The organism is Bacteroides pyogenes DSM 20611 = JCM 6294, from assembly GCF_000428105.1.
Lineage (GTDB): Bacteria > Bacteroidota > Bacteroidia > Bacteroidales > Bacteroidaceae > Bacteroides > Bacteroides pyogenes.
On record NZ_ATZH01000050.1, the window covers coordinates 1 to 16985 of the forward strand.

Consider the following 16985-nt stretch of genomic DNA (forward strand, 5'->3'; position numbering starts at 1 on the left):
AGTGTCAAAGTTAGTTCACTGCAACTCTTCTTTTCAAATATACACTTATATTTTTATTGGGATATTTAATACTGCAAATGTAAATGTGTCAAAACTAAATTAAACCAAAGAAGAACTTTTAATCTGAAACTTGAGCATCCTAAAAAGCAAGAGAAAGAGCCGTATCATTACTCGAAACAGAGTTCGATACGGCTCTTTTAAGTTTGGTAGTTACAATCTGTAACTTTTCGGGATGATCATTTTTGTTTTGACATACCCTCTCTAAGCAAGTGAAACAGAGGCTCTGCCGGGGTAAAACAGAACCTCTTTCTCAACCGAACAAAGCCTCTGAACAAATCGATCAGAGCCTCCATCCGGGCGGCATATAGTTACTTTTTACCTTTTCTGTCTTTGCTTCCGCGATGCTTCATTCCTCTAAGCATTTCGCGATGGAAACGCATCTCGGCATGTTGCACCAGATAGATCTTCTTGCACGGAAGTATCTTTTTGAACTTATCCAGATACGATTTGTCGAGACGATTGGCGGCAATGCGGTTATCGGAAACCCGTTCGATAATTTCTTCGTACTCGGCTTCAGAGGCCTTTCCGTCTTTCCCTTTGCGAATCAGTTCCCACGACTCGTCGTTCAGCTTCTTCTTCAAATCCTGAAGTTCGTAATAAACCGGGAAAAACTTAGCCGACTCCGCTTCCGTCAGCCCTGCCTGCTCGATGATAAAGGCTTTTTGTTTTTCTCTGAACTCTTCACGCGACAGATGTTGTGGACAGCCGTCTGTAGCCGCCAGGAACGGCATGAACGCAAACAGGCAAACCACCAAAGCGACAATTTTTCTCATATTCTTATTCCTTTATTTATTAACAAATCATTCCATGCCCGCATCGGTCAGATAGACGTACAGCGAGTAATCGTCGAGCATGGCGCCGTCTATGGCCGTACTGATCAGCTGTTCCGAAACTGTTTCGGTATCCTGTTCCCCCGTCATGGCATCGCCCGTCACGGATTTATGCCCCGACGAAGCCACACGGATAATCAGCGCCGCTCCGGCAAACATCGCCGCCATGTAGAGCAAAGGCTTTATCTTTGTCCATCGGGTCACGGTCTGCGCCCCGGCAAAGTCGGCCTTTTCCTTGGCGGGAAGTTTGTCCATCACTTCCGAAGTGAAGCTTTCAAAATACCCTTCGGGCACTTTGAAGGCATTTTCTTTCCCAATCTTCTTTAACAAGGCATCATCTTCTTTCATACATTTCCTCCTCTATGTTCCTTAGACATGATACGTTTCAAAAGGTTTAATCCGCTTCTCTCAAAAACTTCTCTATTTTCTTTACCGCATGATGGTAAGAGGCTTTCAACGCCCCTACCGACGTGCCGAATATCTCGGACATGTCTTCGTATTTCATCTCCCGGTAATATCGCAGGTTGAATACCATGCGCTGTTTTTCGGGCAGTTGGGCCAGCGCCTTTTGCAGCAGCGTCTGCACCCGGTCGCCGGAGTAATACGGATCGCTCTCGAGCCTGTTCACCATGCCCGCCTCCGGATCGTCTATCGCCACCGTACCCGCCGTGCGTTGCCTGTTCAGGAAAGTGAGGCATTCGTTGAGCGCGATGCGATAGAGCCAGGTAGAGAGTTTGGCTTCCGCGCGGAAATAATCGATATTTGTCCACGCCTTCACAAACGTATTCTGCAACAAGTCGTTGGCATCCTCGTGCGACAGCACCATCCGGCGTATCTGCCAGTACAGCTGTTCGCCATATTCCGCCACGATCATCTCGAAGCCTTTCCGTTGCGTGCTCTCTTCCCGGATGAGCTCCAATACCTCTGCTTCGTTATAAGGGGTCATCATCTCAGTTCTTATATAGATTCATTATCGTTTCAAAAATCCCGGTTCCCGCCCGCGCCCACATTCACACACAAATTCTCTTTCGCGAGCATGGTTTGCGGAAACACCGCCCTCGCCTCGTCGAGCAGCACCGATTCGTCTTCGTAACGGGCGGAGAAATGCCCGATGACCAATCGCTTCACATCCGCATCGGCGGCCATGCGTGCCGCTTGAGCCGCAGTGGAATGAAACGTCTCCCGGGCGCGCGCCTCCTCGTCCTGCGCGAACGTAGCCTCATGAAACAGCAAGTCGGCACCTTTTATCTGCTCCGCAATCTGCGGGTGGAAAGCCGTATCGGAACAATAAGCGTACTTCCGTGCCGGTTCGGCGGGACGCGTCAGACGGGCGTTCGGAATCAGCTCGCCGTCGGGAGTGACGAAATCGGCACCGTTCTTAATCCGGTTCAGCTCATACACGGGAACCTTGTAGAAGTCCGTCATCTCTCTGATGATATGATTGGCAACCTGCTTCTCTTCAAACAGAAACCCGCAGCAAGGGATGCGATGCTTCAAAGGAATGGTGGACATGGTAAGCGAACGGTCTTCATAAACCACCTCCGACCGTTTCGTATCAAACTCGTGGAAAAGCACTTTGTAGGGCAACGTTTTATGGAAAAACTCCATCCAAGGCGCAAACAGCTCTTCCAAACCGTGGGGAGAATGGATATGCAAATCGGCGGTACGCCCCAGCAAGCCGAACGTAGAAATCAATCCCGGCAAGCCGAAACAGTGGTCGCCATGCAAATGGGAGATAAACACCCTGTTCAGCCGCGAAAACTTCAACCGCGAACGGCGCAGTTGCAATTGAGCCCCTTCTCCGCAATCGACCATAAAGAGCTTATCGCGCAAGTTGACGACTTGGGAGGAAGGGAAGTGACGGGTGGTAGGCAAAGCCGAACCGCACCCCAATATATGTAGCTCAAATTTCTCCATTACGTGCAAAGATAGAGTATTTCAAATTCAATACGGCAAGGAAACGGGGAAAAAGTTACGGTTAATCGCTTCCGTTAGGGCACCACATGAATGTGCTTGCCGGACGCGGTGATAATCACTCCGCCCGCATCCATTACCACCGTTTCGTGCTTTCCATCCGGAGTAACGATGATAGAGCCCGTCTGCAGCACATGCTTTCCGTCTGTCGTCACCCGCACCTTAGCCTCACCGCTCTTCCCGGAAGATTTCTTTTCTCCCTCTTTCTCATCATCTTCCCCGGCTTTTTTGCGGTCAGTACAACCATTGTCATAGCGGTCCAGATAGCTTTTCATCTCCACCGCCTTTTCATCGACAAACCACACCTTGACAACTTTGGACGTTCCGTATTCCGCTTCCCGAAACTCCAGCATTTCGCCTTTGTCGTTAAAGCTCCGGTAACTCGGTTCGCCAAGAATCGCTATCACCTCTTCCGCCGACATCCCGCGCCGGATGCTCTCCATCTGCTTATAAGCGATCCGGTTTGTAAAGCAACTGCTGAGCAGAAACACCGGCAGCAGGAATAAAACATGTTGCATCGTTTTCATTCTTCCCATCGTTTTATGTTTTTTAATTGCCTCAAATGTAAAATGAAAAAATTCCCTATCCGAGCGGTTATTCCTATTTACGGGTAGGAATTCCCCTATCTGCTGCGTAAACACAAAAAAGGCATCCCGACGAGCGGAATGCCTTTCTTATTTATCCGGAAACAGTTCCGATTATTTATTTCCTTCCAACTGTTCTTTCAGTGCAGCCAGAGCGTCGATGTCTCCCAGCGTAGTCGAAGCAGCCTGATTCTGAATCATCGGAGTGTCTTCTTTCTTGGAAGATTTCTTCGATGCTTTCTTTTCTGCTCTTTCTTCCGCCTTCGCTACATCTTCGAAAATACGGCTGTGAGAAAGGATGATTCTCTTAGCGTCTTTGTTGAACTCAATCACCTTGAATTCGAGTTTCTCATCCAACTGAGCCTGTGAGCCGTCTTCTTTCACCAGATGTTTCGGAGTGGCAAAGCCTTCCACACCATAAGGCAAAGATACTACAGCGCCCTTATCCAGCATTTCGATGATTGTACCTTCGTGTACCGAACCTACGGTAAATACGGTTTCGAATACATCCCAGGGGTTTTCTTCGAGTTGTTTGTGCCCTAAGCTCAAGCGACGGTTGTCTTTGTCGATCTCCAATACCTGAACTTCGATATCGGCACCGATCTGAGTGAACTCTGACGGATGCTTCACCTTCTTCGTCCAAGACAAGTCGGAGATGTGGATCAAGCCGTCAACGCCTTCTTCGATTTCAACGAACACACCGAAGTTCGTGAAGTTGCGCACCTTTGCAGTATGCTGAGAACCTACGGGATACTTCGTTTCGATAGTTTCCCACGGATCTTGTTTCAGCTGTTTGATGCCCAAAGACATCTTGCGTTCGTCGCGGTCGAGAGTAAGAACGACTGCTTCCACCTCGTCTCCTACCTTCATAAAGTCCTGAGCTGAGCGCAAATGCTGGCTCCAAGACATTTCAGAAACGTGAATCAAGCCTTCCACACCCGGAGCTATTTCGATGAACGCACCGTAATCTGCCATCACAACCACTTTGCCTTTCACCTTGTCGCCTACTTTCAGCTCAGTATCCAAAGCGTCCCACGGATGCGGAGTAAGCTGTTTCAGACCCAAAGCGATACGCTTCTTCTCGTCATCGAAGTCGAGGATAACGACGTTGAGCTTCTGATCCAGTTCGACTACTTCCTTCGGATCGCTTACACGGCCCCAAGAAAGGTCTGTAATGTGAATCAGGCCGTCTACGCCGCCCAAGTCGATGAATACTCCGTAAGAGGTGATATTCTTAACAGTTCCTTCAAGAACTTGTCCTTTTTCGAGTTTGCTGATAATTTCCTTCTTCTGTTGTTCCAGTTCGGCTTCGATAAGAGCCTTGTGAGAAACAACCACGTTTTTGAATTCCTGGTTGATTTTAACCACCTTGAATTCCATTGTTTTGCCAACGAATACATCATAGTCGCGAATCGGTTTCACGTCGATCTGAGAACCCGGCAAGAATGCTTCGATACCAAATACGTCTACGATCATACCGCCCTTCGTGCGGCACTTGATGTAACCCTTGATAATTTCTTCGTTTTCCAAAGCCGCGTTCACACGATCCCAAGAGCGGGTAGCGCGGGCTTTTCTGTGCGACAGCACCAACTGTCCTTTTTTGTCTTCCTGATTTTCAATGTATACCTCTACAGTATCACCTACCTTCAGGTCGGGATTGTAACGGAACTCATTCAACGGGATGATACCGTCCGACTTGTAACCGATGTTCACAACTACCTCACGCTTGTTCATTGAGATTACGGTTCCATCGACAACCTCACGGTCGTTTACCTTGTTAAGCGTACTGTCATAAGCTTTTTCAAGCTCTTCCTGACTGGCATTGGTTACCGCTTCGCCATTTTCATAAGCATCCCAGTTGAAATCTTCGATAGGAGCTACGTTCTTTAAGTTTTCCATTAATAAATAAAATTGTTAATACTTTAATTGAATAAGACATTATATGACTATAAATCGGGCGCAAAGTTAGAAATATTTTCTTGACTGACAAAAGAATAGGAAAATAAAAAGCGAGAGCCTGTGAAAGAAAGAAGAACCGGTTAACATATTTAAACCATACAGGCCAAAAATAGTGGAAAATAAAGCCTCTTTTTCATCGTGATTTTCTTACTTTTGTAGAAAATAACCTTCATCAAACAGATAATCTTATGTTCGACTCTTCAAAACGAGCTTTCGTTGCCATCAATAATGAAACTGAAATCTGCCTCATTCCCCGAATGGCCAATCGTCATGGATTGATAGCCGGAGCTACCGGAACGGGAAAAACCGTAACACTTCAAACTCTTTCGGAAACTTTCAGCAGCATGGGAGTACCCGTATTCGCCGCTGATATGAAAGGCGATCTTTCGGGTATAGCCAAAGCCGGTGGAAACAAAGAGAGCGTGGTAAAGCGAACAGAGGCTTACGGACTAATGAGCAAGGGGTTTGCTTTCAAAGGCTCGCCCACACGTTTCTGGGATGTGTTCGGCGAACAAGGGCATCCCATACGAACGACGGTAAGCAGCATGGGCCCCTTATTATTGGAACGTCTTCTTGGCCTCAACGAAACACAAGGAGCCGTATTGGCCGTAGCCTTCAAAATCGCGGATGATAACGGGCTGTTGCTGATCGATTTGAAAGATTTACGCAAAATGTTACAGTTTGTCAGCGACAACCGCTCACAGTTTACAGCGAAGTACGGTAATATTTCGCCCGCCAGCATCGGAGCGATACAGCGCAGTCTGGTGCAGCTCGAGACACAAGGAGGCGAACTGTTCTTCGGAGAACCCGATATCGTAATCACCGATTTCATACAGACCGAACAAGGGAAAGGGGTGATCAATATTTTAGCTGCCGACAAACTAATGAATTCGCCTCGTGTTTATACGACCTTTCTGCTATGGCTGCTCGACGCTCTCTACCAAACACTGCCCGAGGTAGGCGACTTGGAGAAACCCAAACTGATTTTCTTTTTCGACGAAGCCCACTTGCTTTTCAAAGACATGAACAAGGCGTTGCTGGAAAAAATAGAACAGATTGTACGCTTGGTGCGTTCAAAGGGCGTAGGCATTTACTTCTGTACGCAAAACCCCGCGGATATTCCCGAAAACATTCTCGGCCAATTAGGCAACCGGGTGCAACATGCTTTGCGCGCCTATACTCCCAATGACCAAAAAGCCGTGAAAACAGCAGCCAATACCTTCCGCCCCAACCCAAGTTTTAAGACAGAAGAAGCAATCACGCAACTCAACACAGGCGAAGCCCTCATATCGTTCCTTGATGAAAAAGGCGCGCCTCAAATAGTGCAGCGTGCCAATATCCTTCCGCCCGAAGGACAAATAGGACCGTTGACAACCGCAGAGCGGGAAGAAGTGATAAAAAGTTCGCTGATCTACGGTGTGTACGAGAAATTAATCGACCGCGAATCGGCGTATGAAGTACTCTCCCGAAAAGAAGAATTGCTGGATACCGAACGTCGGCAAGCAGCCGCCGAAAAAGAACGCATCCGCCGGCAAAAAGAGGAAGAAAAGGCAGCCCGTGAAGCCGAACGGGCAGAACGCGCCGAACAACGGCGAAAAAAACAGGAACGCGGAATTCTGGGCGACCTGATGGAACAAGTAGGCAAAAGCACCGCGCGGCAATTCAGCAATCAGTTGGGACGCAGCATCACCCGTTCTATTTTCGGCGCGTTGTTCGGAAAGAAATAAACGGTATAAACCGAGTTCTTTAGTCAACTTGTAACTCACAACAATTATGCCTACCTTTGCATCTCGAAATAATTCCGAATGATAGATCAGGCAACCATCGACCGCATTCTGGACGCCGCACAAATCGTAGACGTGGTGTCCGAGTTTGTCACGCTGCGCAGGCGCGGAGTGAACTATGTCGGCCTTTGCCCGTTTCACAACGAAAAGACACCTTCTTTCAGCGTATCTCCCGCCAAAGGGCTTTGCAAGTGTTTCAGCTGCGGAAAAGGCGGAAATGTCGTGCACTTCATCATGGAGCACGAACAGATGACTTATTACGAGGCCTTGAAGTTTCTGGCCAAGAAATACAACATCGAGATACAGGAAAGGGAGCTGACCGACGAGGAGAAACTAGCGCAATCGTTGCGCGAAAGCCTGTTCATCGTCAACAACTTTGCCCGCGACTATTTTCAGGAGACACTGAAGAATCACGCCGAAGGGCGCAGCGTCGGCATGGCTTATCTCCGCCAACGCGGATTCCGCGACGACATTATCGAGAAATTCCAACTCGGATATTGCACCGAAAGCCACGACGCAATGGCGCAGGAGGCTCTGCGCAAAGGGTACAAGAAAGAGTTTCTCGTGAAGACGGGCATCTGCTACGAAACCGACGACCACCGGCTGCGCGACCGTTTCTGGGGACGCGTCATCTTTCCCGTGCATACGCTTTCGGGCAAGGTGGTGGCTTTCGGCGGACGGGTGTTGAGCAACGCAACGAAGGGCGTGAAAGTGAAATACGTCAATTCGCCCGAATCGGAAATATACCATAAGAGCAACGAACTGTACGGCATTTTTTTCGCCAAGCAAGCGATCGTTAAGCAAGACCGCTGCTTCCTCGTCGAAGGATATACGGATGTCATCTCCATGCACCAGTCGGGTGTGGAGAACGTGGTGGCCTCTTCGGGAACCGCGCTCACGCCGGGACAGATTCGCCTGATTCACCGCTTCACCAATAACATTACCGTGCTCTACGACGGCGACCTTGCGGGCATCCGCGCCTCTATCCGAGGCATCGACATGCTGCTGGAAGAGGGAATGAACATCAAGGTGTGCCTGCTCCCCGACGGCGATGACCCTGATTCATTCGCCCGAAAGCACAATTCCGAGGAGTTTCAGAACTTTATCCGCGAAAACGAAAAAGATTTCATCCGGTTCAAGACCGACTTGCTGATGGAGGACGCGGGAAAGGATCCGATAAAGCGTGCCGAACTGATAGCGAACATCGTACGGAGCATTTCGGTGATACCGGAGGCCATCGTACGCGACGTGTACATCAAAGAGTGCGGGCAGCAACTGCATTTGGAAGAAAAACTTCTGGTAGCGGAGGTCGCCAAACTAAGGGAAGCGCAAGCCGAGAAAGCGAACAAACCGATCGTCAGCAACACTGCATCGCAAGAAAACATACCGCCCGGCAACGGGATTCCGAATGCGGAGAACCCGCTGCCCGAAGACGCGTACACCTCTTTCATCCCGCAGCAGGGACAGGAAGGACAGGAGTTTTACAAATTCGAGCGGCTGATACTGAGGGCGATCGTGCGCTACGGCGAGCAGGTGATGTGCGAGCTGACCGATGACGACGGAACAGCCACCGCCATTACCGTGATAGAATATGTGGAAAGCGAACTGAAAGAAGACAATCTGGCGTTTCATAATCCGCTGCACAGGCGCATGTTGGCGGAGGCGGTCGCCCATCTGCACGACGACGGATTCACCGCCGAAAGGTATTTCCTTTCCCATTCCGACGCGGCCATCAGCAAGCTGAGCGCAGACCTGATCGATGTGCGCTACCGGCTCAGCAAGTATCACTCCAAACTTCAAAAGATTGTGGCGGACGAGGAGCGGCTTTACGAGATAGTGCCCCGCCTGATGGGAGATTTCAAAAACGCCATTGTGACCGAGGAGCTGAAGCACATGCTTCTTGCCCTGCAAGACCCCGAGTTTGCCCGCGACAACGAGAAATGCAACTCGCTGATGAAACGCTACAACAATCTGAGAAGCATACAGAGCATGATGGCCAAACGCCTCGGCGACCGTGTCGTGTTAAGATAATCCCGCCACAGCTTTCGCCAGCCGTTCCAGCGCCCGCCGGAGCACGGCACGCGGACAGCCCACGTTCAGGCGCATGAATCCTTCGCCTTCCCTGCCGAATGTAGATCCTTCATTCAATGCCAACCGGGCATCTTCCACAAAAAGACGGTGCAGTTCCTCGCGGTTCAGTCCCAAACCCCGGCAATCGAGAAAAACAAGAAAAGACGCTTGCGGACGAATGGCGGTGATGCCGGGAATATGCTCCCGCAGGTAACTCTCGGTGAAATCGATATTCCCGCCGATGTACGCCAACAGCCGGTCGAGCCACTCCCCTCCCCCGTTGTAGGCGGCGGCTACGCTCAGGTAAGCGAACAAATGTCCGGCGCAGAACTCTCCGGCTTCCATGTATTGCCGGAAACGTTCGCAGATTTCTTCATTTTCGATCACGGCGTACGAAGAAGCCAGTCCCGCCATGTTGAAAGCCTTGCTGGGCGACATGAACACCAGCGAGTTCATACGCGCCCGTTCGGAAACCGAAGCAAACGCCACATGCTTGTAAGGCGGCAGGGTAAGGTCGGCATGAATCTCGTCGGAAACGACCGGCGTTCCGTTCTCGTAGCAGATGTCGGCGATGCGCGCCAGCTCCTCACGTGTCCACACCCTCCCCCCGGGGTTATGAGGATTGCAAAGAATAACCAGTTTGCAGCCCCGCACATCATGGGCGAAACGTTCGAAGTCGATTTCGTACCGGCCGTCTTTTAGTTGCAGCGGACTGAACACCACTTCCCGCCCGGTGCGTTGCGTCACCGAAAAAAACGGCGGATAGACCGGCGGCATCACCATCACCTTATCCGCCTTCTCCGTAAAGCAATGGATAGCGAAAGCCAGACCGCGCACAATACCCGGCGTAAAAATCAGCATCCGTTCGGTCACCGCCCAGTCGTGACGCTCTTTCAGCCAGCGAACAATCGACTCTCCCCACTCCTTGCAAGGCATGGTGTATCCCAACACTTCGTGTTCCAGACGCTTTTTCAACGCTTCTATCACGCAGGGAGCCGTGCGGAAATCCATATCCGCCACCCACATCGGCATCAGATCGTTCCGTCCCCAACCGGCTTCCACCCCGTCCCATTTCACGGAGTCTGTGCCGCTGCGGTCTATTATTTCATCGAAATTATAATTCATACGAGAGATTGTTTTTCTATGTTATGTCAGGCAAAAATAGTACTTTTGTATGCAATTCAAAAAAGAAACTATGACGAAAGCTTTATTTTTCGATATCGACGGAACACTGGTCAGCTTCAAGACTCACCGCATCCCGTCTTCCACCATTCGGGCCATTGAGGCCGCCCATAAAAAGGGAGTCAAGGTGTTTATCGCCACCGGCCGTCCGGATGCCATCATCAACAATCTTTCCGAACTCCAAGAACGGAACCTCATCGACGGTTACATTACGATGAACGGCGCCTATTGTTTTGTAGGCAACAAGGTAATCTACAAAAGCGCCATCCGCCGCGAAGAAGTGGAAACTATGGCGAGGTTCTGCCGACAGAAAGAGGCCCCCTGCATCTTCGTCGAAGAAAAGGATATCTCCATGTATCAGCCCAACGAATCGTTACGCCACATTTTCCAAGATTTACTGCATGTAAAAGCAATGCCGACCGTCGCGTCCTTCGAAGAGGTGATACGGAAAGAAATATTTCAAATGACTCCATTGATCACAGAGGAGGAAGAGAAAGAACTGCTTCCACACATCCCCAATTGCGAAATAAACCGTTGGTATCCGGCCTTTGCCGACATCACCGCAAAAGGCAACACCAAGCAGAAAGGAATCGATGCCATCATCGGGCATTTCGGCTTCAAGCTCGAAGAAACAATCGCTTTCGGCGATGGAGGAAACGACATCAGCATGCTCCGCCATGCGGCTGTCGGGGTAGCCATGGGGCAGGCCAGAGACGAAGTGAAAGCGGCGGCGGATTATGTCACCGCGCCGGTCGACGAAGACGGAATCAGCCTTGCGCTGAAACATTTCGGCATAATCGAATAACGGAACAATGCGCGTCGACACCGACAATACCGCTTTTCAGGATGCGCTGAACCTGATTCAGTACACCCGCCGGTCGGTTTTCCTCACCGGCAAGGCGGGCACGGGAAAGTCTACATTTCTCCGCTACGTTTGCGAGCATACCAAAAAGAAACACGTGGTGCTCGCTCCCACAGGCATTGCCGCCATCAATGCGGGCGGAAGCACGATGCACAGTTTTTTCAAGCTTCCTTTTCATCCGCTGCTGCCCGACGATCCGAATCTGAGCCTGCAAAAAGGGCGCATCCACGACTTCTTTAAATACACCAGGCACCACCGGAAGCTGCTGGAACAGATCGAATTGGTGATTATCGACGAGATTTCGATGGTCAGGGCGGATATAATCGACGCCATCGACCGCATCCTGAGGGTATATTCGCACAACCTCCGCGAACCTTTCGGCGGCAAGCAGTTGCTGTTGGTGGGCGATGTGTTTCAGTTGGAGCCGGTAGTGAAGGCTGACGAACGGGAGATTCTCAACCGTTTCTATCCCACTCCCTATTTCTTCTCAGCACATGTCTTCGCACAGATAGACCTTGTCTCCATCGAACTGCAGAAGGTATACCGGCAGACCGATCCCGTCTTTGTGGGCGTGCTCGACCGCATCCGCACAAACAATGCCGGGGCTGCCGACCTTCAACTGCTCAACACCCGCTACGGCACCCGGATTGAAGAATCGGAGGAGGACATGTATATCACGCTCGCCACGCGGAGGGATACGGTAGACGGGATCAATGAGAAGAAGCTCGCCGAACTGCCGGGCGACCCGCTGGTGTTTGAGGGCGAAATAAACGGCGACTTCCCCGAAAGCAGCCTGCCCACTTCGCAAGAGCTGGTGCTGAAGCCCGGCGCACAGGTCATTTTTATCAAAAACGACTTCGACCGCCGGTGGGTAAACGGAACCATCGGAACGGTAGCAGGCATCGACGAGGAGAATGACACCATCTACGTGATAACCGACGACGGCAAGGAGTGCGACGTAAAGCGCGAGTCGTGGCGCAACATCCGCTACCGATACAACGAAAAGAAGAAAGAAATCGAAGAAGAGGTGCTGGGCACTTTCACCCAATATCCCATCCGTCTGGCATGGGCCATAACCGTTCATAAAAGCCAGGGGCTGACTTTCAGCCGGGTGGTGATCGACTTCACCGGCGGCGTGTTTACCGGCGGACAGACATACGTTGCCCTGAGCCGTTGCACTTCGCTGGATGGCATCCGGCTGAAGAAGCCTGTCAACCGCGCCGACATTTTTGTCCGCCAGGAGATTGTCAACTTCGCACGGAAGTTCAACGACCGCCAAGCCATCGAGAAGGCTCTGAAACAAGCGCAGGCGGATGTGCAATATGCCGCTGCCGCCCGCGCGTTCGACAAGGGAGACATGGAAGAGTGTCTGGAACAGTTCTTTCGAGCCATCCACTCCCGGTACGACATCGAAAAGCCCGTTGCCCGCCGGTTGATCCGCAGGAAATTGGGAATTATCAATACGCTGAAAGAGAAGAACAGCCGGCTTCAGGAAGAAATGCGCCGGCAACAGGAACGCCTGCGCAAGTATGCCCGCGAATACCTGCAAATGGGAAACGAGTGCATCACGCAGGCGCACGATTCGCGCGCCGCCATTGCCAACTACGACAAAGCCATCAGTCTCGATCCCGGTTATACCGACGCCTGGATACGCAAAGGAATCACGCTGTTCAACAACCAATCGTATGCAGAGGCCGAACATTGTTTCAACACAGCCGTCGGTCTGCGCCCCATAGAATTCAAAGCCTTCTACAATCGCGGGAAACTTCGCCTGAAAACCGGCGATACGGAAGGAGCCGTGTCCGACTTGGATAAAGCCACCACCCTGAAACCCGGTCATGCAGGGGCGCACCAACTGTTCGGAGACGCACTGTCGAAGGCAGGGAAAGAGGACGAAGCTGAGCTTCAATGGAGGATTGCGGAAGAGCTCAGAAAAGGCAAAGCAAGAGATTAGCTCCGGGTCGCGCGATGATCCGCTTCGATGGAATGATAATCCGCTTCATATGGAATATACACATGTGACGCTCAATGACATTCTCCCGCAGCAGAGAAAAAACAGAGGGGGCGGCGGATGCAGAAAAAGGCGGCGGGCTCTGAAAAAAAGCCCGCGGGCTTTGAAATCAAACACGGCGGGCTTTGAAAAAAAGGCGGCGGGCTTTGGAAGCAGACACGGCGGGCTTTGTGATGAAACTCCGCAGGCTTTGGAAACAGGGGCTCGGCCGATCATCACCGAAAGCTTACCCGTCATCCGATGTGCATGTATGGTTTCATCGAAAGCTTACTCGCTACCCGACGCTGCGTCCTGTACGGCTTCGACGTTACATCCTTTCTTTGCAACAGCCGCTTGTCACCATCTTAATTTTCCTTCGAAACATCTTAAGCATTTAGGTGCCCATTTCACCGGAAGCTTACTCGCTACCCGACGCTGCGTCCTGTACGGCTTCGACATTACATCCTTTCTTTGCAACAGCCGCTTGTCACTATCTTAATTTTCCTTCGAAACATCTTAAGCATTTAGGTGCCCGTTTCACCGGAAGCTTACTCGCTACCCGACGCTGCGTCCTGTACGGCTTCGACATTACATCCTTTCTTTGCAACAGCCGCTTGTCACTATCTTCATTTTGCTCCGAAGTATCTTAAGCATTTCGGAGGCCGGTTCACCGAAAGCGTACCCGTCACCCGGAGCTGTGTCCTGTACAGCTTCAATGTTCCGCTCCATCTCTGCAACCGAATTTGTCGCCACCCCGCATTTACTTCCGAGCAGTTTCGATGTCCCGGAACGTTCTGCAAACGGAGCTTCTCCGAACCCGGGCGAACCCGGATGGAGTTTCTTATAAAACGTCTAATTGCATTCTCTTAGTAATAATAAATTACCATTATGAGTGGTGTTGTTTCAGGCTGATTGAAGAAGCGTTCCGGAGATTTTTCAGGTTTTCGAAAACGCCAAAAAGCCAAAAAGTCACTATGTCCCCTTTTTTTTGACACTTTTCATGAAGGTGGTGAGCTATATTGCTGATTATCAAATTATTTATATGATTTCTCCCTCTTATGTACACGCTGTTTCTCAGTCGGTCGGTGCAGCTACTTCGTAGACCTTTTTTGTGGTAAAAAAGGATGGGTGACGGCTAAAATAATTCCTTTATCTGTCAGGATTATTCAAAGAAATGGCCGGTTTCTCTCAGCTCATGAAAAGGAGTAACAATCGGCGGTGTTCGTAGCAGCGGGTATGGATTGTATCTCATATTCGAAGCTATATCTCATATTCGGAGCTACATCCCATGTCTGGAGCTACACTCATGTTTGAAACTACACTCATGCCTGAAGTTAAATCCCATGTTTGATGCTATATCTCATGTTTGAAGCTAAACCCCATGTCTGAAGCTGCATCTCATGTCCAGAGCTATATCTCATATTTGAAGTAACCTTGGACCTTCTTCTTGTTTTTTACGATATATTCGCCGGTCTGTTCGGGAATATTTTTAAACAATTATTCCGAGAAAACAGAGACTGTATCCCGACCGTATTCTCCTCCCCGACAACCTTCCGACCCGTTTTCATCGTTTGTAAAACAGTCATATAGGCGTTTTGACGTTTTGGCGTTTTCTAAAATGTGCTTTCAACAAGTAGTTAGTTCGCCCTTTCAGCAATTAACTTATTGATACACAGAAGAAATATTTATTTTCAACTCGCTCCCGTATAGGCCGGAACCGCTAAATCGGGGCAAAAAAACGCGTAAAACGGCTTTTTCGGGATAGCGTCTCAGGCAGGCCTTGAAAGAGGCTTTGAAGAGACCGAAACAAGGCCTTTTTTCACCCCTATATTTTACGAAAATATTTAACTTCATCTTTCTTTCAAGCCAGACTCTGAGATGACAAACTTACATTCGCACCCAAATTCTGCTGAATCTCGATAAAGGCTAAATCAATAGCAAAGTAGAGTGATATGATATAGCTTAGAATTAAATAGCAAGTGATAGAAGTCTTTACTTCCACTAGAGAAAAATGCGTATTTACGCAGAAATATCTTGTGAGAGTTTGTGCAATAAGATATAAGTATGTGTGTGAGCAATTAAAAGATCCCGACAAGCAATACTATGTACTTCTGGATGAGATTCAAGAAGTAAAAGCCATACAGAATCCTTGGCTTGATGATGCAGATTCTACTATCGGGTTTGTAGATATTTTGCTGGGGCTGGTGGATTTAAAGAACGTTGACGTCTATGTAACGGGTAGTAATTCAAAGATGCTTTCATCTGATATCATCACTGAATTTAAGGATAGAGGTGACGAAATACACATTAATCCTTTTACTTTCAGGGAGTTTTACAATGCCTATCAAGGTGATAAGCATGATGCTTGGCAAGAATACATTACCTATGGTGGGTTGCCGCGTATTCTTTCAGAGAAAACGCCTGAAGACAAGAGTAAGTATTTGCAAGACTTGATAAAAAAGACTTATCTAACCGATGTCATAGAGCGCAATAACATTCAGAACGACATATCAACTCTAGATGATTTGTTGAACATTATAGCCAGTAGTGTTGGATCCTTAACTAATCCGGCTAAGTTAGAAAGAACTTTTTCTTCAGTCAAGCATAAAAATGTAACCGATGCAACCATCAGCTCGTACTTATCGGCATTTGAAGACGCTTTCATTCTGCGCAAGGCCAACCAATTTGATGTAAAGGGGAAAAAATACATCAACACTCCATTAAAATACTATTTCACAGACATTGGGCTCCGCAATGCCCAACTTAATTTCCGCCAACAGGAAGAAACACACATTATGGAGAATGTAATCTATAATGAATTATACGCTCGCGGCTTTAATGTGGATGTGGGGGTAGTGGAATACAATTATAAAGACGAGGAAGGTAAAAGTAAACGTACGTGGCTCGAGGTGGATTTTATAGCCAACAAAGGAAATGCACGCTGCTATATACAATCCGCTTTTGCCATTCCAGACGAGAAAAAGCGATTACAAGAGACTCACTCTCTCCGTCGCATCAACGACTCCTACCGCAAAATTGTAGTAATTCGCGATGCCATTATTCCATGGTTTGACGAAAATGGCATCTACTATATTGGAGTAGAGGAGTTTGTCCTAAAGTATATTGATGAGTTGAAATAAGAGGGTGCTCCTACATAAATCCCTTTTTCAATCAGTGTGTGATAAGCAAACATGCCATAAAGCCCAAAGGGGATATAATGCCTATTGATAAAGATAAACAAACTGCATTTTCGTCGTCTATAAAGACTTTTATAAAAAATTTAGCCCCCAATGATGAGGTTAGCTTTGAAAAAAGTTTTTCTGGATTTGAATGCGAAAAGTTTGTTTTAGAATTATCAGAAAAAAGATTAGCAATGTAAACAGAAATTCAAAATTTTAGACAATACTTTTATGAATAGTAATTATATTGGGACAAAATTAATAAATAGTCAAGCGATTCAAATAGCTATTACAATATAAATAATCATAAGATGAAGAATATAAAGGTAAATATCAGGTATAAAGCATACTATGCTTTGGGAATCTTTAGCATCTATCTTATTTTCTTGCTTGTTTATGGCTTAGTGAAAAAGAGTAGTGCAGAATTACTACTTAATGTATTAGGATGGGGCATTCCGTGTCTGTTTATTTATTATGTTTTTATCCACAGGATAAAGATTCTAATTACAGA

The 16985-nt window shown here is 48.6% G+C and carries 15 protein-coding genes; 8 read left to right on the forward strand and 7 right to left on the reverse strand.

All coding sequences use genetic code 11. The features are described 5' to 3' along the window. Positions 1–368 precede the first annotated feature (368 nt). The 6 genes from C234_RS0112030 to rpsA form a co-directional block, all read right to left on the reverse strand. Complete coding sequence (locus C234_RS0112030) at positions 369–833, reverse strand: hypothetical protein (protein ID WP_021644543.1); 465 nt, start codon at positions 831–833, stop codon at positions 369–371. Between the two features lie 27 nt (positions 834–860). Continuing rightward, complete coding sequence (locus C234_RS0112035; protein ID WP_027325974.1) at positions 861–1238, reverse strand: hypothetical protein; 378 nt, start codon at positions 1236–1238, stop codon at positions 861–863. Positions 1239–1284: 46 nt separating this feature from the next. Further along, positions 1285–1836 carry an RNA polymerase sigma factor gene (locus C234_RS0112040; protein WP_027325975.1) on the reverse strand — a complete coding sequence of 184 codons (552 nt, stop codon included), beginning with the start codon at positions 1834–1836 and terminating at the stop codon, positions 1285–1287. Positions 1837–1868: 32 nt separating this feature from the next. Next, entirely contained in the window at positions 1869–2807 is a 939-nt protein-coding gene (locus C234_RS0112045) for a ribonuclease Z (RefSeq protein ID WP_027325976.1), read from the reverse strand. Between the two features lie 74 nt (positions 2808–2881). Next, positions 2882–3400: an outer membrane protein assembly factor BamE gene (locus C234_RS0112050; protein WP_234180154.1), complete on the reverse strand. Its 519-nt coding sequence runs from the start codon at positions 3398–3400 to the stop codon at positions 2882–2884. Positions 3401–3562: 162 nt separating this feature from the next. Continuing rightward, on the reverse strand, positions 3563–5347 hold the full coding sequence (rpsA, locus tag C234_RS0112055) for a 30S ribosomal protein S1 (protein ID WP_021644549.1): 1785 nt from the start codon (positions 5345–5347) through the stop codon (positions 3563–3565). 248 nt (positions 5348–5595) lie between these two features. On the opposite strand from rpsA, the gene C234_RS0112060 reads away from it, so the two are divergent. Together C234_RS0112060 and dnaG are read left to right on the forward strand one after the other, a co-directional pair. After that, the gene (locus tag C234_RS0112060; protein ID WP_027325978.1) at positions 5596–7134 is read left to right on the forward strand and encodes a helicase HerA-like domain-containing protein; all 1539 of its coding nucleotides are present in this window, start codon (positions 5596–5598) and stop codon (positions 7132–7134) included. A gap of 78 nt (positions 7135–7212) precedes the next feature. Further along, positions 7213–9222 carry a DNA primase gene (gene dnaG / locus C234_RS0112065; RefSeq protein WP_027325979.1) on the forward strand — a complete coding sequence of 670 codons (2010 nt, stop codon included), beginning with the start codon at positions 7213–7215 and terminating at the stop codon, positions 9220–9222. Here the strand turns inward: dnaG and C234_RS0112070 are convergent. Further along, a complete protein-coding gene (locus C234_RS0112070; protein ID WP_027325980.1) occupies positions 9214–10386 on the reverse strand; it encodes a MalY/PatB family protein in 1173 nt (390 codons plus the stop codon). The genes dnaG and C234_RS0112070 overlap by 9 nt on opposite strands. Positions 10387–10456: 70 nt before the next feature. On the opposite strand from C234_RS0112070, the gene C234_RS0112075 reads away from it, so the two are divergent. The 6 genes from C234_RS0112075 to C234_RS17900 form a co-directional block, all read left to right on the forward strand. Continuing rightward, positions 10457–11248 (forward strand): Cof-type HAD-IIB family hydrolase, encoded by a 792-nt coding sequence (locus C234_RS0112075; protein ID WP_027325981.1) that lies wholly within the window; start codon positions 10457–10459, stop codon positions 11246–11248. A gap of 7 nt (positions 11249–11255) precedes the next feature. Next, a complete protein-coding gene (locus C234_RS0112080) occupies positions 11256–13259 on the forward strand; it encodes an AAA family ATPase (protein WP_027325982.1) in 2004 nt (667 codons plus the stop codon). A gap of 49 nt (positions 13260–13308) precedes the next feature. Continuing rightward, positions 13309–13794: a hypothetical protein gene (locus tag C234_RS17570; RefSeq protein WP_154656422.1), complete on the forward strand. Its 486-nt coding sequence runs from the start codon at positions 13309–13311 to the stop codon at positions 13792–13794. Positions 13795–15274: 1480 nt separating this feature from the next. Then, on the forward strand, positions 15275–16435 hold the full coding sequence (locus tag C234_RS16400) for an ATP-binding protein (protein ID WP_081688156.1): 1161 nt from the start codon (positions 15275–15277) through the stop codon (positions 16433–16435). Between the two features lie 38 nt (positions 16436–16473). Next, entirely contained in the window at positions 16474–16674 is a 201-nt protein-coding gene (locus C234_RS0112100; RefSeq protein ID WP_027325983.1) for a hypothetical protein, read from the forward strand. 111 nt (positions 16675–16785) lie between these two features. After that, a partial coding sequence (locus C234_RS17900) for a hypothetical protein (protein ID WP_027325984.1) occupies positions 16786–16985 on the forward strand: 200 nt, incomplete at its 3' end.